Annotated in this window: 16 protein-coding genes and 1 tRNA gene; 3 read left to right on the forward strand and 14 right to left on the reverse strand. The window is 53.7% G+C overall.

What is annotated here, in order from left to right; genetic code table 11:
* From IV04_RS03235 to xerD, 7 genes are all read right to left on the reverse strand, one after another.
* The coding region (locus IV04_RS03235) for an ESPR-type extended signal peptide-containing protein (protein ID WP_255351734.1) at positions 1-5,727 on the reverse strand (5,727 nt) is incomplete at its 3' end.
* Between the two features lie 1,090 nt (positions 5,728-6,817).
* Positions 6,818-6,891: transfer RNA gene (locus tag IV04_RS03240), tRNA-Gly, on the reverse strand.
* Positions 6,892-7,057: 166 nt separating this feature from the next.
* Complete coding sequence (gene lysS / locus IV04_RS03245) at positions 7,058-8,575, reverse strand: lysine--tRNA ligase (RefSeq protein WP_037400649.1); 1,518 nt, start codon at positions 8,573-8,575, stop codon at positions 7,058-7,060.
* A 9-nt stretch (positions 8,576-8,584) separates the two neighbouring features.
* A protein-coding gene (gene prfB / locus IV04_RS03250; RefSeq protein ID WP_152562793.1) for a peptide chain release factor 2 occupies positions 8,585-9,683 on the reverse strand; the annotation gives its coding sequence in 2 pieces (ribosomal slippage) (positions 8,585-9,607 and positions 9,609-9,683; 1,098 coding nt in all).
* 167 nt (positions 9,684-9,850) lie between these two features.
* Positions 9,851-11,584, reverse strand: a complete 1,734-nt coding sequence (recJ, locus tag IV04_RS03255; RefSeq protein WP_037400655.1) for a single-stranded-DNA-specific exonuclease RecJ — start codon at positions 11,582-11,584, stop codon at positions 9,851-9,853.
* 6 nt (positions 11,585-11,590) lie between these two features.
* Complete coding sequence (gene dsbC, locus IV04_RS03260) at positions 11,591-12,304, reverse strand: bifunctional protein-disulfide isomerase/oxidoreductase DsbC (protein WP_037400658.1); 714 nt, start codon at positions 12,302-12,304, stop codon at positions 11,591-11,593.
* A 27-nt stretch (positions 12,305-12,331) separates the two neighbouring features.
* Positions 12,332-13,231, reverse strand: coding sequence for a site-specific tyrosine recombinase XerD (xerD, locus tag IV04_RS03265; protein WP_037400802.1), 900 nt, complete (start codon positions 13,229-13,231; stop codon positions 12,332-12,334).
* Positions 13,232-13,337: 106 nt separating this feature from the next.
* On the opposite strand from xerD, the gene fldB reads away from it, so the two are divergent.
* A complete protein-coding gene (fldB, locus tag IV04_RS03270) occupies positions 13,338-13,856 on the forward strand; it encodes a flavodoxin FldB (RefSeq protein ID WP_037400660.1) in 519 nt (172 codons plus the stop codon).
* Between the two features lie 34 nt (positions 13,857-13,890).
* Here the strand turns inward: fldB and creD are convergent, their stop codons facing one another.
* The 5 genes from creD to sdhE all read right to left on the reverse strand — a co-directional run bounded on the left by creD (position 13,891) and on the right by sdhE (position 18,149).
* A complete protein-coding gene (creD, locus tag IV04_RS03275; protein WP_037400663.1) occupies positions 13,891-15,285 on the reverse strand; it encodes a cell envelope integrity protein CreD in 1,395 nt (464 codons plus the stop codon).
* 84 nt (positions 15,286-15,369) lie between these two features.
* Positions 15,370-16,788, reverse strand: a complete 1,419-nt coding sequence (gene creC, locus IV04_RS03280) for a two-component system sensor histidine kinase CreC (RefSeq protein ID WP_037400665.1) — start codon at positions 16,786-16,788, stop codon at positions 15,370-15,372.
* Positions 16,785-17,480, reverse strand: a complete 696-nt coding sequence (creB, locus tag IV04_RS03285) for a two-component system response regulator CreB (RefSeq protein ID WP_037400667.1) — start codon at positions 17,478-17,480, stop codon at positions 16,785-16,787. The genes creC and creB overlap by 4 nt, the downstream gene beginning before the upstream one ends.
* Positions 17,480-17,902 carry a protein YgfX gene (locus tag IV04_RS03290; protein WP_037400670.1) on the reverse strand — a complete coding sequence of 141 codons (423 nt, stop codon included), beginning with the start codon at positions 17,900-17,902 and terminating at the stop codon, positions 17,480-17,482. The genes creB and IV04_RS03290 overlap by 1 nt, the downstream gene beginning before the upstream one ends.
* A complete protein-coding gene (gene sdhE / locus IV04_RS03295) occupies positions 17,883-18,149 on the reverse strand; it encodes an FAD assembly factor SdhE (RefSeq protein WP_037400673.1) in 267 nt (88 codons plus the stop codon). Before sdhE ends, IV04_RS03290 begins: the two co-directional genes overlap by 20 nt.
* Positions 18,150-18,523: 374 nt before the next feature.
* Between sdhE and ygfZ the strand changes: the two genes are divergently transcribed.
* Positions 18,524-19,519 carry a tRNA-modifying protein YgfZ gene (gene ygfZ, locus IV04_RS03300; protein ID WP_037400676.1) on the forward strand — a complete coding sequence of 332 codons (996 nt, stop codon included), beginning with the start codon at positions 18,524-18,526 and terminating at the stop codon, positions 19,517-19,519.
* Positions 19,520-19,572: 53 nt separating this feature from the next.
* Here ygfZ and IV04_RS03305 read toward each other — a convergent pair whose 3' ends face one another.
* Positions 19,573-20,247 (reverse strand): hemolysin III family protein, encoded by a 675-nt coding sequence (locus tag IV04_RS03305; protein ID WP_037400678.1) that lies wholly within the window; start codon positions 20,245-20,247, stop codon positions 19,573-19,575.
* A 196-nt stretch (positions 20,248-20,443) separates the two neighbouring features.
* Here IV04_RS03305 and IV04_RS03310 point away from each other — a divergent pair, with 196 nt between their 5' ends.
* Complete coding sequence (locus IV04_RS03310) at positions 20,444-21,052, forward strand: HD family hydrolase (RefSeq protein WP_037400681.1); 609 nt, start codon at positions 20,444-20,446, stop codon at positions 21,050-21,052.
* Between the two features lie 37 nt (positions 21,053-21,089).
* Here the strand turns inward: IV04_RS03310 and IV04_RS03315 are convergent, their stop codons facing one another.
* Positions 21,090-21,836: an SDR family oxidoreductase gene (locus IV04_RS03315; protein ID WP_037400684.1), complete on the reverse strand. Its 747-nt coding sequence runs from the start codon at positions 21,834-21,836 to the stop codon at positions 21,090-21,092.
* Positions 21,837-21,859: the final 23 nt, after the last annotated feature.

A 21,859-nucleotide genomic window follows, 5' to 3' on the forward strand; every position in this document is an offset into this window, starting at 1 on the left:
ACCGCCGTTGACGTTCAGGGTGCCGGCCCCGGTCAGGCCGCCCACCGCCGTGGAGGTGCCGCCGGCTGACAGGTTGAGGGTGCCGCCTGCCAGGTCAATCACCCCGGTGTTGGTCAGCAGGCCGCTGGTCAACACGCCGGGGTCGAGGCGTACGGTGCCGAGGTTGGTCAATGCCCCCACACTCTGGCTGAAATTATTGGTATTAAACGTGGCACCGCTGTTCACCGTCAGCAGCGAAGTGGCCCCGAAGGCGCTGTTGCTGCCCAGCAGGACGGTGCCGCCGGTCACCGTGGTGCTGCCGGTGTAGCTGTTCTGGCTATTGGTGACGGTCAGCGTATCGTGGGTGGCATCAAACACAATGCCACCCGCCCCGGTCAGCTGTGCCGTCAGGGTCTTGTTGGCATCCGGACTGGCGTCGGTGGCAATCACCAGCGCATTGGGGGTGTCCAACAACAGGTTGATGGCACTCAGATCATAGTTCAGGTACAAGCCCGCTGCGCTGGCACTGTTGGTGTTGGATAACGAATAATGATAAGTCGCGTCCGCCACGTGAAAAGCGTTCTGGTTGATGGCCGAGACCACCCCTTGCGGGGTGACCGCCACGCCGTCAATCATCAGCGTCAGGGTATCGGCCCCGCTGGCGGTGTTGGCGTTGATGAGCGTCATCGCCGTCGCCCCGCGGTTCTGGTCGAGTATCGACAGGTTCGGTGGCACCACCGGCAGGGTGTTGTCCCACGCCCCGCCGCCCACCACGTTGACGGTGCCGCCATTGGCGGTCAGGCTCTGGGTGTCAATTGTGCTCTCGGCCAGCGACAGCGGCGCGCCGCCGGTAAAGGTCAGCGTCCCGCCGTCCAGGGCCAGGGCCCGCAGCGTCTCGGTGGCCGGTGTGCCGGGCACGCCGACGGTGGTCACACTGCCGCTGCCCAGCGTCAGCCCGGCCCCGACCAGGGCACCGGCATTGGTGCCCGCCAGCGAGAAGGTGGCATTATTCAACGTCATATTGCCGGTAAAGGCGCTGCCTGCACCGGCCCCCAGGTTGAAGGCGGTGTTGGCAGTATCGACATTCACCTGACCGGCCCCGGTCAGGGTGTTGTTCAGGGTATAGCTGCCGGTGGTGGCGATATTCAGCGTGCTGCTGGCGTCATTGACGTTCAGCACGGTGCCGGCATTCAGGGCTGTTGTGCCATCCAGCGTCAACGAGGACGCGGTGTTGATGTCCAGCAGGCCACCGAAGCCCACGACATCCGTGCTGTTCCCCGAAAGATTAATATTACTGTTGCGCAGCACCCAGGTCCCGGCCCCGCTCAGGGCATTGTTCAGGGCGGTCAGCGCCCCCCCGGCATAGGTGTCAAACGCCAGCGTACTGCCGCTGGCAATATTGACGCTGCCGCTGCCCAGATGGGCCGGTTGCGACACCGTCAGGGTGCTGTTGCCCAGCAGGTCAAACAGACCCGCAAAGTCCGCGTTGGCCCCACTCAAGGTCGTCGAAGAGCCATTGTTGAGCCGCACGGTAGAGCCCTCCACGCCACTCAGGGTGTTACCCAGACTTTCGGTAAAACCATTGAGCAGCAGTTGAGCGGTGGCATCCGTTAAATCCACCTCTGCACTACCCAAGTTGGCAGCGCTGCTTACCGTCAAGCTACCGTTGGTATTCACCTCAAAAGCACCACTGAAGCTGTTGTTGCCCGTCAGCCCGATAGCCGCATTAGTGTTCACGGTTCCCACACCACTGAGGGTGTTGTTAAAGGCCGGATTGGCACTGTTAAGATTCAGGGTGCCATCAACCTCAATACCACCACTACCGAGATTACCCGCTCCGCTGAGTGTAGCGCTCGCACCACCAGCAACGGTCGTCTTAGCTGTCAGGCTGTCGTTTGCTCCCGTGACGGTGAACGAACCACCGTTAATGTTCAACGCGCCCGCCCCGCTTAGCCCACCAGTCGCACTTGATGTCCCCCCCGTGGTGATGTTCAGGCTCCCACCTGCCAGGCCGACAGTTCCTGCATTGTTCAATGTACCAACAGTTTGCTCATTGCCAGCCAGATTGACCGTTGCCCCAGCGGCAACATCCAGCAGGGACGTATTACCCAGCGAGTTATTGGTTCCCAGCGTCAGGCTACCCGCATTGACTGTGGTGGAACCGGTGTAATTGTTCAAATCATTGCTGAGAGTCAGTGCCGTGTTGTCCGCCCCAATCGCCAGATTACCCGAACCGGTTAATTGTGAGGTTAGTGTGGTATTACTGGCACCGTTGGAGGTTAAGGTCAGCGTTTGCCCAGCTTGTAAATCCGATTGGGTAAGCTGTTCATAAATACTCAACCCACGACTACTGAAACCATAATTGCTGACCAGATCAAAATCGTAGGTATTCACTGCGACTACTTGGCCGCCCTGGATATAGTCTGCGGTAGTGCCAGCAGCCAGGCTATTACCCAATAAATCCTGTAGCTGGAGCCTTGCCAAATCGGCGGCGGAGAGCGTGTTGCCACTTTGTACCAGATCGGTAAACACCCCGGCATTCAGATCTAACAGGTTGCCAGCGGTCAGCAATGTCGGGTCAGCCTGGATAATTGAGTTGCCAGTCACTGAGAGTGAACCTGAGCCCGTGCCCCCTCCAGTACTGATAAGCCCGCCCGGTGAAAATTGTAATGTACCGCCATTAAAGACCAGATCGCCTACGTTGTGCACACCGGGATCCAGAGTGATCACACTCCCTGCAGAACCCCGCAGTGTGGCATTATTCAAGGCGCTGGAATTGAGTCCCGATAGGTTGAAGGTAGCATTATTGAGATCCACCGTACCGGCAAACGCGTTCCCGGCACCTGCGCCAAAGTCAAAGACCCCATTTGTGTCGTTAATATTCAGCAAGCCGGTACCGGTTAAGGCATTATTAAACGTACCGCTATTGTTAAAGTTCAATGTCCCGTTCAGCACGATTGCGGGCGTACTACCAAACTGATTGAATGCATCAGCATTCAATGTGCCGCCAGTATCAATCTGCCAGCTCCCGGTAAAGGTACTGGCAGCGTTTAAGGTCACATTTCCAGCAGACTGTACCTGTGCATTACCCACGCCGCTCAGAATAGCGCCGAATGTGCCATTATAGGTATTACCGAATGCCAGGGTATTACCGGCAGCCAGATTGACGTTACCACTGGTGATATTATTGACATCACTCAGGGTAATCAGGGAATTACTCGTCAGATTGATATTGGCAAAATTCTGCAGCCGGGTGGCACTGTTCAGAGTACGAGTGGAGTTGTTCAGGTTCAGCGTATTGGTGCCACCTCCCGCATTCAGCACACCTAAAGAAGTGGTACTGCCGTTGGTGAGATCGTTAACGTTGAAGGTGTCGTTGCCAATTCCCGTATTGACAGCATAAATCGTGGCACCATCGCTAATATTGACGATGTTATTACCAGATCCAAGATCGATAATCCCCGTGCTGACCGAACCGCTATTCAACGTCAGCGTATCCGCCCCGGTGCCGCTGGTCAGCGAACCTAACGTCTTGTTATTGACGATGGTATTACCGCTGTTACCCATAGAAATGCTGCCGCTGATCAGCCCGTTATTGATCAATGATTCGGCAATCGTATTACCAAAAGTGATCGCAGCAGCCCCACCGCTGGCATTGATCGTAGTGTTGGGCCCGACGGTAACGGCTCCACCAGTCGCACCTGAGGTCGAGATCCCCGTTGCCGCCGCATTGTTAACATTGATATCCAGGTAAGCAGGAGACAGATCGAGCGAAGCCGTTGAACTGATCCCGGTGACTGCACCACTTCCTGTCAGGTTAATCGCGTTATTGGTTAGGCCTTGCAGGAAATTGAGGCCAGCCAAGGTGGTGAACACCGTACCGCTGGTCGCATTGAATTGGGTATTGCTGAGATTGACACTCCCCGATGCGCCTTTAGAGATTGCACTACCGGTACCGCCCAGATTGAAGATGGTTCCTGTCAGGATCTGGATACCCGCATTGGTTGCGCCTATCGTCAACCCCGTAGCCGCGCCAGTGGTCGCAATGGTACCGTTGATGAGGTTAAGAACAACGTTGTTACCAAGCGTAATACCACTGCCGCCAGTGGCGGTAATTGTTCCCCCAGTGCTATCTACCGTGATGTTCTTACCCACCGTGGCAGCACTCAGCGCCAAACCTGCGGTGGTACTGGTGATCGAACCACTATTGGTGAGCTTCACTGTACCTGTGCCATTGTGGGTGAGAGCCACCCCAGCAGTGGTACTGTTTATAGTACCGGCGTTGGTGACATCGACCGAGCCACTGCCCGAATCAGTGACGCTAATCCCGGTCGCTTTTCTGATCGTACCTTCTGCTTCATTACGCACGATCACTTTGCCGGATGAACCTGCAGTGACGTTAATCCCGGTACCGGCAGTGGTATTTGCTGTGCCATCCGACATGGTTGCCGCTGAACGGATGTAAATGCCCCCCGTTCCGGTAGTTTTGGTGGCAAGGATCCCATCATTAGCAGCACCTGCGGCAACCACCAAGTTTGACCCTGGAGCCAAGTTGTAGATCACATCGTTAGGCGAAGCCGGGCCATTGTAAATGTATGAGGTCGTGGTGGTACTGGGGGCATTACTGATCACATCACCCGCCAGATTATTCATGACAATAACAGCTCCGGAGCCAAATAAACCGGTTCCCGTGTCATAAGAACCTATCTGCACACCATAGTTGGCAACACCCAATGGATTCTGACTATCAATGGTCAAAGTCAGCTTCGCGCCATCATCAATCAGGTAATTATATGACGCTACACCAACACCAACCACACCAGGGCCGTTGGTCAGGCGCGTACCAATAATATTCACATCAGAACCAGCGGCAAAATGAAGCAAGCTGTTAGCGGCGGTAGCGTTACTCCAGAATACCGCAGGATAGTCCGGGCTGTTGATCCCCGTTAGGTTGAAGTGGCCAGTAAAGGTAATATTGGTGCCTAATACCGATTGCCGGTAGGTACCGAAATTCAATGTGATAGGTTGGATAATATCGCCAAATATCACCCTCCCAACAGAGTTAGCGGTAACCGCTGCGCTGTCAAGTCCCATGGCGACCAACTTACCATTGGGTACCGAGTTGATGTTATCCAACGTCGCCGACAATCGGGTGGTGTCGTCTTGTGCATACACCAACCGGGAAACAGTGCCGCTGGTGATCGCCGACGTTGAGGTAATATCGCCAAAATTAGTGAGTTTGAAAGTGGCATTCTGGCCAGCCCAAGCCGCATTGTTAGTGCCTGCAGCGGTCATGGTAAAAGCATAACCAGCAAACCTTAAATTATAGCCGCCACCATCAATCACCAGATCCCGTCGGGCGTTTGTAGCTTGGTTTACAGCAATCCCTGACGCATTGGATGCTGAAATATCGATATTGGCGGTTAATAAAATCGTCGTTGCCGTACTGGTATTCCCCAACGCCGTGACCAAGGCTGCTGGCGTGCCCACCGCTACGCAACTGCTCCCCATAGCGGCACATTCTGCTGGAGTCAAAGCATAGGCATTACTATAGATACCCAAAGCGGAGAATATCGACAAAGCAATTGTACTGTTTTTGAAGATCTGGCTATTTTTGCTTGTGCCTTCAAGACGTTGTTGCTCACAACTACTGTGATTGGCCGTTTTCTGCTTTTTATTTGTTAGTTCACTGACAACCACCCACACCTGCAACGCTGTACTCCATATCACTCGGTAAACTTTGTTCATAAAAACTCCTTTAAAGGTATGGCAGTCATCAGCCATCATTGAACTGTTTGTTCTCTTCAACTCGGAGCCAGCAGTAGCGTGATTTGAAGATAGAAAAACACAAATTTAGCTTAAATCTAGTTCCGTCTTGCCAAAACGCAAGTTGGTCTCCTGCGGCTATAAACCTTTTAAAATCAATAAAAAAGGAGCAAGAAATGATATTTACTTTGAAATTAATATTTACATTCAACACGTTAAGAAGAGTCTTAACGAAATAACAATTTCTATAAATATCGTATTATTTATCATCAATCAACGGTCTATATCACTGATATACAAAGCATTAAATTAATTCAAAAAAACAAATGGCTAAGGAGTTTTAGATTGATATCAGGAATAACTAGGTGTTGGAATTAATAATTCAAAGCTAGCTATAAGGAATGATTCGTATTCAATATGTTAATGCCTGAATTCTAGGTGCAGGGAGTAGAACGCCAACAATTAAATTCAGTAAAAATGACACGTTCTAAGTTGATAAAAAAACTATACCCGAAATAATTCGATCGACTTGAAGTAGGGTGGATATATACACATTTTTTCGTTTGCCGCGCGTGCGGGTGATGTTTTAGCCATATAGGAAGGCGCTGCCATTGAAGATAAAATGTTCAATTTTTAATATTGATTTTGTCTGCCTTCTGTCGAGTTTCGATCACCCTGACGTAAAAGTCATGTATAGACTGATAGCTTTCCTCTCCTCTTTTTAATGGCGTCGAATGGCTTTAGCCAATCATCAAGCTGAGACTTACAGGAGAAAAACGCATCATCAGTCAGTTGCTCGGTTTGGAACCGTTCGGCTCAATGAGTATAGAAAGCCCACCACCGTCACTGAGTGTATAGGGTTTGTCTTGCGGCTTAGAGCGCCGTAGCTCAAGGTCTGTGAGGGGCATTGTGTATAGCTCCGAAGAAGATTCGACATCCTATACACATTACTATACACATGGATGTATAGATTTTGGTAGATGCGGGTAGACCTTGGGATAACGAGATTTCGCCGGAAGGCTTGAATTTACTGGGTTGAGTAGGCTTTGGTAGACGTTGGAAGAAGTGAGTTTGGAGCGGGTGAAGGGAATCGAACCCTCGTATGCAGCTTGGGAAGCTGCCGTTCTACCATTGAACTACACCCGCTTTGGTGTGCGATTGGCATTATAACCGGTTATGCGCATCGGGCAAGCGGAGAAAGCATTTAACTGCTGATGTTTTAAGCGGTTAGCAGCAACATAGCCCTTCGGCCAGCTTCAGGCGAAAAAAAACCGGCACCGCAAGCGGCACCGGTTGATGAATTAACGCAATATTACTTGGTCGGGCGCATAGCCGGGAACAGGATCACATCACGGATAGTGTGGCTGTTGGTCAGCAACATCACCATCCGATCGATACCAACGCCCAAACCTGCGGTTGGTGGCAGGCCATGTTCCAGCGCGGTCACGTAGTCTTCGTCGTAGAACATCGCCTCATCGTCACCCGCATCTTTTGCAGCAACCTGGTCAGCAAAACGCTGGGCCTGATCTTCTGCATCGTTCAGCTCAGAGAAACCGTTACCGATTTCACGGCCACCGATAAAGAACTCGAAGCGATCGGTAATTTCCGGGTTCTGATCGTTACGGCGTGCCAACGGGGAAACTTCTGCCGGATATTCGGTAATAAAGGTAGGCTGAATCAGGTGGCTTTCTGCCGTCTCTTCGAAAATCTCAGTGACGACACGGCCAAGACCCCAACTCTTCTCAACCTTGATACCAATGGATTCAGCAATCGCTACCGCTTTACCCATATCGTTCAGGTCGTTCAGATCGGTTTCAGGGCGATACTTTTTGATCGCCTCTTTCATGGTCAGCTTTTCAAACGGTTTGCCGAAGTCGAACACTTCATCACCGTATTGCACTTGGGTATTCCCCAGCACATCCTGCGCCAACGTGCGGAACAGCGACTCGGTCAGTTCGATCAGGTCTTTGTAATCCGCATACGCCATATAGAGTTCCATCATGGTGAACTCTGGATTATGACGCGGAGAAACGCCTTCGTTACGGAAGTTACGGTTGATCTCAAACACGCGTTCGAAGCCACCGACCACCAAGCGCTTCAGATACAGCTCTGGCGCGATGCGCAGGTACATATCGATGTCCAACGCATTGTGGTGGGTAACAAACGGGCGGGCAGAAGCACCGCCAGGGATCACCTGCATCATCGGGGTTTCGACTTCCATAAAGCCACGGCCCACCATGAAGTTACGGATCCCCGCCATCACCTGAGAACGCACTTGGAAGGTCTTGCGCGATTCTTCATTGGCGATCAGATCCAGATAACGCTGGCGATAACGGGTTTCCTGATCCGCCAAGCCGTGGAACTTGTCCGGCAGCGGACGCAGCGCTTTGGTCAACAAGCGCAGTTCGGTACAGTGGATAGAAAGCTCACCGGTCTTGGTTTTGAACAGTTTGCCGCGAGCGCCGAGGATATCGCCCAGATCCCACTTCTTGAACTGCTCGTTATAGATGCCTTCAGCCAGATCGTCGCGCGCCACATACAGCTGAATGCGGCCACCTACGTCCTGCAACGTGACGAACGAGGCTTTCCCCATAATACGGCGGGTCATCATACGGCCAGCAACGGTCACTTCAATGCCCAGTGCTTCCAGCTCTTCGTTGTCTTTGCTGTCGTATTCTGCATGCAGTTTGTCAGACGTGGTATCACGGCGGAAATCATTCGGGAACGCAATGCCGTTCTCGCGCAGCGCGACCAGTTTTTCACGGCGTGACTGCAGTTCGTTGTTGAGATCCAACGCCTGCTCGGCGCCTTGTGCTTGTTGCTCAGACATTCTTGTTCCTCATAACCCGGCTTTCAAACTTGCCTCAATGAATTTATCCAGGTCGCCATCCAGTACGGCCTGCGTATTACGCGTTTCTACGTTGGTGCGCAGATCCTTGATACGGGAATCATCCAGCACGTAAGAGCGGATCTGGCTGCCCCAGCCGATGTCAGACTTGCCGTCTTCCATCATTTGCTTGTCAGCATTTTTCTTTTGCATCTCATATTCATACAGCTTGGCACGCAGCTGTTTGAATGCCTGATCTTTGTTCTTATGCTGAGAGCGATCGTTCTGGCACTGCACCACAATGTTGGTCGGCAAGTGGGTAATACGCACCGCTGACTCGGTTTTGTTTACGTGCTGACCACCCGCGCCAGAAGCACGGTAAACGTCAATGCGCAGATCGGCCGGGTTGATGTCGATATCGATGTCATCATCCACTTCCGGGTAAATAAACACTGAACTGAACGAGGTGTGGCGGCGGCCACCAGAATCAAATGGGCTCTTGCGTACCAGGCGATGCACGCCGGTTTCAGTACGCAACCAGCCAAACGCGTAGTCGCCGATAATTTTGATGGTCGCAGATTTCAAGCCCGCAACGTCGCCGTCGGACTCTTCAATAACTTCTGTTTTGAAACCTTTCGCTTCGGCCCAACGCAGGTACATGCGCAGCAACATGCTGGCCCAGTCCTGTGCTTCGGTGCCGCCGGAACCGGCCTGGATATCCAGGTAGCAGTCTGCACTATCGTATTCGCCAGAGAACATACGGCGGAACTCCAGTTGCTCCAGCTTGACGGTCAGTTGGTCAAGCTCGACCACCGCTTCATTAAAGGTTTCTTCGTCTTCGGCCTCTACCGCCAGTTCCAGCAGACCGGAAACGTCTTCACAGCCTTGTTCCATCTGATCGATGGTTTCAACAATGGCTTCCAGCGCCGAGCGCTCTTTACCCAGCGCCTGTGCGCGTTCAGGTTCGTTCCAAACGTCCGGCTGTTCCAGCTCGGCGTTGACTTCTTCTAAGCGTTCTTTCTTGGCATCATAGTCAAAGATACCCCCTGAGAATGGCCGTCCGCTCAGACAGGTCCTGAATGCGGTTTTTTACCGGATTAATTTCAAACATGATTTTTAGCGTTCTTACGTTGATGTCGTCGATGGCGAAATGCCACTGGAACCGTTAATTCTAGCGGATCCAGCGACCAGTTTATATACCCTTCTTACTGCAAGTTAGCAGGGTGCCTGACGAGGAACTCTAGCGGCAAAGGCACCCTAAGGTGCCCTGCAAACGGGTTAGCGCGGCCAGAGATGCTGGATCAGCAACTGTACGTTACGGTTGCCGCGGAATTCATTAACCTCCAGCCTGTAGGCCAATTCAGCCTCTTTCACGCTGCTGTCGGGCCACAACGCCGTATCGATGTTAAAAGCGATGCCGTCCAGCAACGGGCCACCACCGAGCGGTTCCACCATCAGCTTCAGGTGTTTTTCCCCCACCAACCGCTGCTGCAGAATACGGAATTTGCCATCGAACGTCGGCTCTGGGAACGCCTGCCCCCATGGCCCGCCTTCGCGCAACAGTTCTGCCGTGGTTAACGTCAGTTCTTGTAGCGCCAGTTCGCCATCGGACCAGATCACCCCTTCCAGCATGGCTGGATCGAGCCATTCCCCCACCAGATCGGCAAACCGCTGGCGGAACTCGTCAAAATTGGCTTCTTCAAGCGACAAACCCGCCGCCATCGCATGGCCACCAAACTTCATCATCAGCCCTGGATGCAGGCAATCAAGCCGTTCCAATGCATCACGCATGTGCAACCCGGCCACCGAGCGGCCAGATCCTTTCAGAATGCCGTCACCTGCCGGTGCAAAAGCAATAACCGGGCGATGGAAACGCTCTTTGATGCGAGAAGCCAGGATACCGACGACCCCTTGATGCCATTCCGGGTGATACATCGCCAATCCATAAGGCAGTTCGGTTGTGGTGCGTTCCAGTTGGTCGCACAGTTGCAGCGCTTCAACCTGCATCCCTTGTTCGATTTCACGCCGGGTCTGGTTCAATGCATCAAGATCGTTGGCCAACATACGCGCCTGAGCAATGTCGTCGCTCAGCAGCAAAGCCACACCAATCGACATATCATCCAATCGCCCAGCAGCGTTCAGTCGTGGGCCGAGGGAAAAACCAAGATCGCTGGCCGCTAATTGACGTGCATCCCGGTTCGCCACTTCCAGCAAGGCCCGGATGCCGGGCCGACATTTACCGGCGCGAATGCGATTCAACCCCTGATGCACCAGAATGCGGTTATTGGCATCCAGCGGCACCACGTCTGCCACCGTACCCAAAGCCACCAGATCCAGCAGTTCTGCCAGATTGGGCACGGCCAATGTTCGCTGATCGAACCAGCCACAGTCACGCAACCGGGCGCGCAGCGCCAGCATCAGGTAAAACGCGACACCGACACCGGCCAGGGATTTGGAGGGGAAAGCACAGCCGCGCAAGTTGGGGTTAACAATCGCTTCCGCCGCAGGTAGCGTTTCTCCCGGCAGATGATGATCGGTAACCAGCACCTGCATTCCCTTGGCGTGGGCCAAGTCAACGCCTGCATGAGAAGAAATGCCGTTATCCACGGTGACGATCAGTTCAGCACCGCGCGCCGCCACCTGCTCCACCACTTCCGGGCTCAGGCCATAACCATCTTCAAAACGGTTTGGCACCAGATAATCAACGGCACTACAGCCCATGCTGCGCAAAGCCTGCACCATCAATGCGGTACTGGTGGCACCGTCAGCATCAAAATCCCCCACCACCATAATGCGGTGGCGATCAAAAATAGCCTGCTGCAGGATATCTACCGCAGCGTCGATACCGTCCAGTTGTTGCCAAGGCAACATCCCTTTGACGCTGCGTTCCAGTTCCTGTTCCCCTTTTACCCCGCGCGAAGCGTATAGGCGGCGTAATAACGGCGGCAAACTGGCTGGCAAATGGCTAGCGTCCGCCGCCTCGCGGCGGCGTAATTGGGTTTTAATACTCACTGGCTCTTATTTCTTTGCGGCTGAGGCAGCATGTGCATCAAGCATCGCGACCATTTCTTTCGGGCCCTGATAGCCTGGGATCAACATGCCATTTTGCAGAACGATAGCGGGGGTGCCCTGAACGCCAAACTGTACGCCCAGTGCATAGTGCTTGCTGATGTCGGTTTTGCAGGTGGCCGGAGAGATCGCATCACCTTTCAGAGCAGCATCGAAGGCTTTAGCCTTATCGGCAGCACACCAGATAGACTGCATATCTTTCTCAGCCTGTGAATTCAACCCCTGACGCGGGAACGCCAGATAACGCACAGTGATCCCCAGATCGTTGTACTCTTTCATCTGCTCATGCAGTTTGTGGCAGTAGCCGCAGGTGATATCGGTGAACACGGTGATCACGTGTTTTTCTTTTGCCGCTTTATAAACGATCATCTGATCTTTCAGCGCGTCCAGCTTGGTGAGCAGCAGTTGGTTGGTCACATTAACCGGTTCTGCACCGCTGACGTCATACATCGGCCCCTGCAACACATGTTTGCCATCTTCCGTGATGTACAGCACGCCGTTCTCGGTCAAGACGGTTTTCAAACCAGCAGCCGGTGAAGCTTGCACATCAGCTTGCTTGATACCCAGGCTGTCGAGCGCTTTTTGAATGGCCGCGTCGTCAGCGTGAACCGTACCGGTAAATGAAGCCACCAGCATAGAGAGCAGCATTAAACCTTTTTTCATTCTTTCAATCCTTTCTAACCCATCACGTCAGGCGCGCGGGTGATGCTGTTGATGTAGCTGTTTCAATCGTTCGGTTGCTACATGTGTATAAATTTGTGTGGTCGAGAGGTCACTATGCCCCAATAACATCTGTACGACACGGAGATCGGCACCATGGTTCAGTAAATGGGTGGCGAAAGCATGACGCAGCACATGTGGAGACAGCCGCTCGCTGTCAATGCCCGCTAGGATCGCATAGTGTTTGATGCGATGCCAGAACGTCTGTCGAGTCATTTGCTGGCAGCGGTTGCTGGGGAAGAGCACATCCAGCGTTTGGCCATTCAACATCCATGGGCGGCCATGTTCCAGATAATTTTCGATCCAGTACACCGCTTCTTCACCCAGCGGCACCAAACGTTCTTTATTGCCTTTACCGATCACCCGCACCACCCCTTGGCGCAGGCTGACATCGCTGATGGTCAACCCCACCAGTTCCGATACGCGCAACCCGGTGGCATACAGCACTTCAAGCATCGCTTTATCACGCAGTTCCAGCGGTTGATCAACGCAGGGGGCTTGAAGCAATGCTTCAACCTGCGCCTCGCTCAAATCTTTTGGCAACCGCTGCGGCAATTTGGGCGAAGCCAACAGTGCGGTGGGATCGTCCGCCCGCAGCTTTTCGCGGTAAAAATATTGGAATAAACGGCGCATTGCGCTCAATAGGCGCGCGGAGCTGGTGGCTTTGTAGCCCCCCTCAACCCGCTCGGCGAGAAATGCCTGCAAATCCAGCGCTTCCGCCTGCAACAGGCTGCTGTTATGGTGCTCCAGCCAGCCAGCCAACGCCTGCAAGTCCAACCGATAAGAAGCCAGCGTATTCTCTGCCAGATTGCGTTCAAGCCATAGCGCATCCAGGAATTGCTCAATCAGCGCACTTTCTTGTTGCTGCATAGGCTCCTCTCTTTTGTTACGTTCATGCCCCGGCATTATGCCTGAAGCCAGCGCAAATCTGTTACACTCCCGCTCATTCTCGGTACGGCGATATAACGGTTTACACATGAAGATTGGTCTGTTTTACGGCTCCAGCACCTGCTACACCGAAATGGCAGCAGAAAAAATCCGTGAGATTCTGGGCGAAGACCTGGTCGACCTGCACAACCTGAAAGACGTTTCCCCCAAGCTGATGGAAGATTACACCATCCTGATCCTCGGTATTCCTACCTGGGATTTTGGCGAACTGCAAGAGGACTGGGAAGCCATCTGGCCGCAACTGGGCGAGCTGGATCTGCAAGGCAAAATTGTAGCCATGTACGGGATGGGCGATCAGTTAGGTTACGGCGAATGGTTCCTGGATGCGCTGGGGATGCTGCACGATCGTTTGGCTCCGCTTGGCGTGCAGTTTATCGGTTTCTGGCCAACCGCAGGCTTTGAATTCACCAGCCCGAAGCCCCTCAGTGCCGATGGCAAACACTTTGTCGGCCTGGCGCTGGATGAGGTGAATCAGTACGAACTGAGCGAAGATCGCTTGCAACAGTGGTGCGAACAGATCCTGCTGGAGATGGAACCGTTGCTGTAAAATCAGCGGGCGCAAAATGCGCCCGTTGCGTAAATTACTTCCACAATCTGAAACGATTTTCGCCATGGCTGGCGGGTGCTGCGCCGGTTTCTACTGCCGCTTCAGTGGTGGTATTCCCTTTCAGCCGCGCTGAATCAGCCACCTGATACCAGTCCAGCTTGCGCGTCAACAACATAATGCCAGCCAGAACGCCAAACAACAGCACAGAGCCCAACACCAGCGCGTTATCTTCCGATTGCAACAGCAAGTACAGCACGCCATACAGCAACAACAGGCTGGCGGCGAACAGTGCACCGCGTAACTTGCCGTGCAGCACCGCGCTGAGGTAAAAACCAATCAACCCACTGCAAGCCAAGCTGGCCAGCAAGTAGGCCACATCAAAGCCAAGATGTTCCGAGAAGGCCAACAGAATCAGGTAGAACAACACCAGCGCAGCCCCCACCAGTAGATACTGAATCGGGTGCACCCGCAGCCCGGTCAGGGTTTCAAACAGGAAGAACGCCATAAACGTCAACCCGAGGAACAAGGCCGCATACTTCACCGCCCGCTCGGTCAACTGATAGTGATCAACCGGTTCAATCAGGCTGGTGGTGAACGTCGGTAATTTCTCCTCGCCGTTCATACCGTTATCATAAAGAAACGCACTGTTGATATTGTTGGCAAACCAGGTGCTGCGCCAACGGGCGGTGAAGCCGCTCTCCGTCACTTTGCGCTCGTCCGGCAGGAAATTGCCGAGGAAATTAGGATGCGGCCAATTGCTCTGCAATACCAGTTCAGAGCTGCGCCCCAGCGGCACCAGGGAAAGGCTGCTGGTCCCGGCCAGCGTCAGGGTGAAATCCGCCTCTAAACCGTGTTGCTGCAAAGTATCCAGTGCCAGCGGTGCATGAATCCCCTGAGAAAGCCCCTCCACCAGCGTGCCCGGCTCAAACTCGGCCTGCTGCACACCATTCAGCGATGAAATACTCTTAATCCCCCGTGAATCACTCAGTGACACCACCAAGAATGGCTGGCCGATAGTCACATTGCTGCTGTGCAAATCGTCCAATTCAGGTTGAGCAAATTTAACCTGGAACTTTAGTGGCCCTTGATACACCTGCGTCTGGTAGATCCCCAGTTTGCGCACCTCAACGTTCGGTTTGCCATCCACCAGCAATGATTCCGGCAGCACAAAGCGCTGATGGCGGCTCACCTGTACATAAATTTCCCCTTTATCATCTTTCTTCTCTTCCCGCAGGGTATAAGGGATGACAATCAACGGCCCGAGGATCCGCTGCGCCCGGCTGGTGCTTTCGCTCACTTGCCCAACCACGCTCTGGCGATAGCCACTGCGTTCCTGCACCACGTTCATTAATTGTGCTACCGGGATCATCATCAGGATCATCAATCCCAACAGGGTGGTTATTTTCCAAAACAATACCGATTTAAACATCGTTGCGTACTCCTTGTAGGTAATGACGCAACGATAAAACCGACAAGTGAAAACAGAATGTGGTTATGTGAAGAGCAGGTGAAGTCAGAGCGATAAAGTGAGAATTGCCGCAGCACCATGCGGCTGCAGGTTGTGCAAACGGATAGTGCCACGGTGCAGCCGCGCCACTTCCTGCACAAAGTTCAGCCCCAGGCCGCTGCTTTTGGGTTTATCCGCACGCGCCAGCGAATAAAAACGTTCGAACACCTTATCCAGCGCATAATCCGGAATGCCGCTACCGGTATCGCTGATGGTGATCTGATAGTGCTGTTCCTGTCGCACGCCTTGAACGCTGATGGTTCCGCCTGCCGGAGTGAAATCGAGTGCGTTGTCCAACAGATTACTTAATGCCTGGCTGAGCAGAAAAGCATCGCCAATCAGGGTGGCTTCTGCCAGAGCCTTCGCCTGGAGAGTGACACCACGCTGTGCGGCCTGTGCCTCTTTGCCTGCGATCGCCTGCCGCAATAGCGGCTCCAACGCCACCGGAGCCAGTTCCAGCCCTGGTCTGCTTTCCAACCGCGCCTGAATCAGCAACTTGTCGACCAATTGCTGGATGCGGGCGCTTTGCTGTTCGATATTGGTCAAAAAACGTTTTGCAGTCGCTGGTGGTGGCATCTCCTGCAACAGCTCGGCAGCACCACGGATCGCCGCCAGCGGGCTTTTCAGCTCATGGGTCAGGGTATGCACGTATTGCTCGATATAGGCTTTGCCTTCCAGCTTCGTGCGCATGCTCTCCAACGCCTGCGCCAATTGAGTCAGTTCTACACTGCCCATCTGCGGCAACGGTGCCGCTTCCCCTTGCGCCACGCCGTCGGCGTAGCGTACCAAACGGTTGATCGAGCGATTGATCCACCAGACAAAGCCCAATCCGATCGCCAGGGCGATCCCCAGCAGCACCGCTCCTGCCAGCAGGATCCGCCGTTCGCTGCGCCGAATAACCGCCGTCATACTGCTATTGGGTTTGCCAACGCTCAGCACGCCGATAATCTGCCCCTGCTCGATAACCGGAGCAGCCACATACATCACCGAACTGTTTTCATCATCAGGAATAGCACGCGTGCTACGAGCACCGTATTGGCCGCGCAGGGTCAAATAAACATCATTCCAGCGCGAATAATCTTGCCCTAACGCCTGGCCGCCGGAGTCAAAAATCACCTTGCCACGCGCATCGGTCAGATAAACGCGATATTCGTTACGATCCTTACGGATACCGGCAATATTGGCCCCGATTGGCCGTTGATTAAGCTGGGCAAAAGCCTGTGCCAACTGGCCGTCAGCGGCATTGCCGTGCTGCATATCCAAGCGAGCGATCTGCGCCAGCAGATTAGCGGTATCCACCAGCGTGCCTTCAGTGGCGCGCCGCACCCCTGGCTTCACCTCCTGCACAAAAATGCTCAACACGAAATAACCCGCCACCGCCACAATCAGGAAATACCCTGACAACAGGCGCAGGCCAATCCTCATGACTGGCGGCTCAGGCTATAACCCAACCCGCGATGGGTATGGATCGGCGGCTCTGCGGTATCAATGGCCCGCAATTTGGCTCGCAGCGTTTTAATGTGGGTATCCACGGTGCGATCCAGGCTCTCTTCGGCCTGTACCCAAACGCTCTCCATCAATTGCTGACGCGAGAACACCCGCCCTGGTGCCAACAGCAAGGTTTTCAGCAGCAGAAATTCGTAGCGAGTCAGCGTTAACGGTTGGTGGTGATAGCAGATAACAGCCCCCTCTTCGTCGAGGGTAAAAGCGCCGAACTGATACCAAGCAGGCTGTTGCAGGCGCTGTTGTTTTTGCAAGCGCCGCAGGATGGTTCTGACGCGGGCGCTAACCTCACGTGGGGAAAAGGGTTTGGCGACATAGTCATCGGCACCGATCTCTAAGCCAATCAGGCGATCGACCTCGTCGCTGCGCGCGGTAAGAAACAGAATGGGTAAATCCACCGACTGCACCAGCAACCGGCGGCAAAGCTCAAAGCCATTGATATCGGGCAAACCGACGTCGAGGATCGCCAGTGCCGGTGCCCCCTGTGGTAAAGCCTGCAACGCTGGCTCACCCCGTTCAAACCAGCGCACCTGAAAACCTTCACTCTCCAGGGTATAAATCAACGTATCAGCAATGCTGGGCTCATCCTCCACCAGCCAGAGCAGCGGTTTCATTATTCTCCCCCACCCTCACCGAATGGCGGAGACAGCAACAACTGGCGCAGATGCCGCCAGTCTGCCTGACTCAGGCTGTCTGAAGCCAGCCACAGGCGCTGGCGTTTTTTACCGTTAACCTGTTGCAAGGTGAGCAAAATACCGAATCCTGACATCCAAGGTTTTTTCGGTAGCCACCATTCCTGCCCGCGCCACTCCACCCGCCGATCCATCAGCCACCGCAGTTCACCCTGCCTTGAACCAATACGCTTCTGGCTACGGATGCATTCAAATATCACCAGCGTCAGTAATGTCAGCCAAATCGGGCTGTAACCTTCGGGCCAAGGTGAGATCAGGATCAAAAGTATCAGCGAGCCATGCGTCAGCAGCGAGAATAACTGGGTGCGCCAGGAAATACGGACATCACAGCGCCACTGGGCCACGGTCTTTATTTCGCGTTTGGATCAGGGAAACCATTCTCTGCAATTCTTTATCCTGCGGAGCACCATGATTCATCAGCCAGTTAAATAAATCAGGATCGTCACACTCTAACAGGCTGATAAATAGGGCTTTATCCTCGTCGTTCAACGTCTCATATTCGTGCTCAAAGAACGGCATGATCGAAATGTCCAGCTCACGCATCCCGCGGCGGCAGGCCCAATGAATACGTGCTTTATTATTAATATCCATGGTGTTATGACTAACCTCTTTCTGGCATGCCTTGCTAGCATAGGGTTCAACCGACGCTATGTATGGCAACGCGCGCGCAATATAATTCCATCAATCCACGAAGAGTTATCGTTGATCAGAAGCATTGAGTATATAGGGTAACAATTTGACATACTTGTCGGAAAGGCCGTTCTCCGATCCAAAGCGCAAAATGCCAAAAAAAGCGCAATCCCTTAATAACTGTTTGCAAACAGAGCCGCCTCTTTTACCATGCGGTTAACCCTTTCAGGCAATCTGAATATACACTTCACACGTCAAGTTGCTTGGGTGTTGGCTGCGCTCTGGCGCCTACAAGCAACTCGAATTATTTTGTGTACATGAAGCAGGAACTTACTATGGCGTTCAATATTCCTTTCCCACCCCGTCAACCTTCCGCCTCAGCCCATCTGCCGCTGACGCTGATCTCCTTAGAAGATTGGGCGCTGGTTCGATTGAACGGGCCAGATACGGTGAAATATCTTCAGGGTCAGGTGACGGCTGATATCGACAAATTAGCGGCAGAGCAGCATGTGCTGTGCGGCCATTGCGATGCCAAAGGCAAAATGTGGAGCAACCTGCGCCTGTTCCACGCGGGTGAAGGCTTCGCTTATCTGGAACGCCGCAGCGTACTGGAAAGTCAGTTGGCAGAAATCAAGAAATATGCCGTGTTCTCTAAGGTGACCATCGCAGCGGATCAGGATGCTGTGCTGATAGGGGTCGCAGGTTTGCAGGCTCGTGCAGCACTGGCAGAAATGTTCACCACCCTGCCAGATGCCGAGCACCAAGTGGTGCAGGATGGGGATACCACCTTGCTGCACTTTGCTCTGCCAGCAGAACGTTTTCTGCTGATCGCTACCGCAGAATCGGCAAGCAAACTTAGCGCTAAACTTGATGGCCGAGCCATGTTGAACAACAGCCAACAGTGGCTGGCATTGGATATCGAAGCCGGTTACCCGGTGATTGATGCAGCCACCAGCGCGCAATTGGTGCCGCAAGCCACCAATCTACAGGCGTTGCCGGGCGGTATCAGTTTCAGCAAAGGCTGCTATACCGGGCAGGAAATGGTGGCGCGCGCCAAGTTCCGTGGTGCCAACAAGCGTGCTTTGTATTGGCTGGAGGGCAAAGCCAGCCGAGTGCCGGAAGCAGGTGAAGATTTGGAATTACAGTTGGGCGAAAACTGGCGGCGTACCGGCACCGTTTTAGCCGCAATCCGGTTAGATAACGACATACTGTGGGTGCAGGCAATTCTGAATAACGATCTGGCAGACGAGACGGTATTACGCGTGCGTGATGACGCAGCCAGCCAGCTTGCTATCAAACCACTGCCGTATTCACTGGCGGAAGAAAAGTAACGGATATCACTGCCGCAGGCGCAAGGTCTGCGGCGTTAACTATCACACCCGGTTCAGACGTAGAGATAGATCGCCAGAAAGTGGCACAGGCTGCCGCCGAGCACAAAACCGTGCCAGATAGCATGGCCAAAGCGAAAACGCTTCGACGCATAGAAAATCACCCCCAGCGTATACACCACGCCGCCCACCGCCAGCAGGGTGACGCCACCAATAGCCAACCGGGTAGCCAACTGATAGATCACAATCAGCGACAACCACCCCATGGTCAGATAGGTCACCAGCGATAACACTTCAAAACGGTGCGCAAATGCCAGTTTGAAAATCACGCCAAGCAATGCCAGCCCCCAGATCACCACCATCAGGCCTCTGGCTAACGGGGAGTCCAGCCCCACCAGCAGGAAAGGCGTGTAGGTTCCGGCAATCAGCAGATAAATGGCGCAGTGGTCGAATTTTTTCAGCCAGCGTTTGGCGGTTTGGTGAGGAATAGCGTGATATAAAGTAGAGGCCAGGAACAACAGAATCATGCTGCCGCCATACAGGCTATAGCTGGTAATGGCTATCGCATCAGCGCCGGTATTCACCGCCTGAACCAGCAACAATACTAAACCGACAATGCCCAGTACCAACCCAATGCCGTGGCTGATGCTATTCGCAATCTCTTCAGCCCATGGATAAGGCTCGCCCGCAAGTTTATCAGGCCCAGCCTTTATTTGATCCGTTTTCCCCATAATGCGCACATCCTCAGAGCAGCCAATATTGTTTGAAATTACTGCAAAAGAGCTTAACTGAGAATAATTTCAGTGTACACGTGTACGCTAAAATAAAAATGTGAGTGCTTGTAACACCACCGCCAACGTCGAAATTATCAGCTCGCTGAGCTACAATCGGCGGGCTTTTCCCGCTACTAACCTTGAGGTTTGCCCCATGTCATCTGCTGTACCCGCCTTAGATTTTGGTTCCATGACTCAAGTGATTCACTTCCTGATGGAAATCGACAAACTGAAAGATGTTCAGCGCCGAACCAAAGTGCTGGGTAGCCAACGTCAGGAAAACTCGGCTGAACACAGTTGGCACTTTGCCATTGCCGCATTAAGCCTGGCACCTTATGCCAGTGCAGAGGTCGATATTCAGCGAGTGATCCAGATGGCCCTACTGCACGACATCGTTGAGATCGATGCCGGTGATGTGATGGTTTACAATCTGGCAGCGCGTGCGGCGATCCACGATCAGGAAGTCGCCGCAGCAAAGCGCCTGTTCGGTTTGCTGCCGGAACCTCAACGCACCTCGTTCACCGCCTTGTGGCAGGAATATGAAGAGGGTGAAAGCGCCGATGCCCGTTTTGCGCTAGTGCTGGATCGCAGCCTGCCGATGTTGATGAACCTGCATAACAAAGGCCAAAGTTGGGTCGAAAACGGTATCAGCCTGGAACAGGTGGTGGCACGCAATGCGATGATTGCCGATATCCATCCTGAGCTGTGGCAGCATTTGCACCACCACTTGCAGGACGCACAGCGCAAAGGCTGGCTTAAATAAATGTAGCGAGGGTGCTCCCACTGGCACCCTACTTAATTCAGCGCCCGCCGGAAGCCTCGATAAAACTGCCGGTCACGTAAGAGGCCGCATCAGAAAGCAACCAGGCAATCGCTTCAGCCACTTCCTCCGGTTGACCACCACGCTGCATCGGTAACAGCGTTTTCACCCGATCCACACGCCCCGGTTCACCGCCGCTGGCATGCATTTCGGTATAGATACAACCTGGCCGCACGCCGTTGACGCGGATCCCCTGTGCTGCTACTTCCAACGCCAGACCGGTAGTCAGCGTATCCACTGCCCCTTTCGACGCAGCATAATCGATGTACTCCCACGGAGAACCCAAACGCGCCGCAGCAGAGGAAACATTGACGATCGCCCCGCCCTTGCCACCGTGGCGCAGCGCCATACGCTTTACCGCTTCGCGGCAGCAGAGGAAATAACCGGTGACGTTGGTAGTCAACACCTTATTGATCCGCTCGGCGGTGAGTTGCTCAATCCCGGCCTGTTGGAACAGAATACCGGCGTTATTCACCAGAGCATCTATCGGGCCAAGCGCCTGTTCCAGGGCGGCGAACATCGCCACCACCTGATCTTCCTCGGCGACATTGGCCTGCAGAGCCAACGCCTTGCCACCTTGTTCACGGATCTGCGCAACTACCTGCTCCGCCGCAGCCCGATCTTGCAGGTAGTTCACGCCAACCGCATAACCCTGCCTGGCCAGTAATAATGCCGTTGCGCGGCCTATACCACGGCTAGCGCCGGTCACTAATGCCACTTTAGTCATGCCTGTTCCTCCCTCTTTAACGC

Origin of the sequence: Serratia sp. Ag1 (genome assembly GCF_000743355.1) — a bacterium.
In the GTDB taxonomy this organism is placed as follows: domain Bacteria; phylum Pseudomonadota; class Gammaproteobacteria; order Enterobacterales; family Enterobacteriaceae; genus Chania.

Coding starts and splice junctions, on each gene's coding strand:
- creC (WP_037400665.1), bottom strand. CDS start 16,788: ATGAGGATTGGCCTGCGCCTGTTGTCAGGGTATTTCCTGATTGTGGCG.
- creB (WP_037400667.1), bottom strand. CDS start 17,480: ATGAAACCGCTGCTCTGGCTGGTGGAGGATGAGCCCAGCATTGCTGAT.
- dsbC (WP_037400658.1), bottom strand. CDS start 12,304: ATGAAAAAAGGTTTAATGCTGCTCTCTATGCTGGTGGCTTCATTTACC.
- IV04_RS03315 (WP_037400684.1), bottom strand. CDS start 21,836: ATGACTAAAGTGGCATTAGTGACCGGCGCTAGCCGTGGTATAGGCCGC.
- IV04_RS03305 (WP_037400678.1), bottom strand. CDS start 20,247: ATGGGGAAAACGGATCAAATAAAGGCTGGGCCTGATAAACTTGCGGGC.
- creD (WP_037400663.1), bottom strand. CDS start 15,285: ATGTTTAAATCGGTATTGTTTTGGAAAATAACCACCCTGTTGGGATTG.
- sdhE (WP_037400673.1), bottom strand. CDS start 18,149: ATGGATATTAATAATAAAGCACGTATTCATTGGGCCTGCCGCCGCGGG.
- IV04_RS03310 (WP_037400681.1), top strand. CDS start 20,444: ATGTCATCTGCTGTACCCGCCTTAGATTTTGGTTCCATGACTCAAGTG.
- lysS (WP_037400649.1), bottom strand. CDS start 8,575: ATGTCTGAGCAACAAGCACAAGGCGCCGAGCAGGCGTTGGATCTCAAC.
- xerD (WP_037400802.1), bottom strand. CDS start 13,231: ATGCAGCAACAAGAAAGTGCGCTGATTGAGCAATTCCTGGATGCGCTA.
- ygfZ (WP_037400676.1), top strand. CDS start 18,524: ATGGCGTTCAATATTCCTTTCCCACCCCGTCAACCTTCCGCCTCAGCC.
- fldB (WP_037400660.1), top strand. CDS start 13,338: ATGAAGATTGGTCTGTTTTACGGCTCCAGCACCTGCTACACCGAAATG.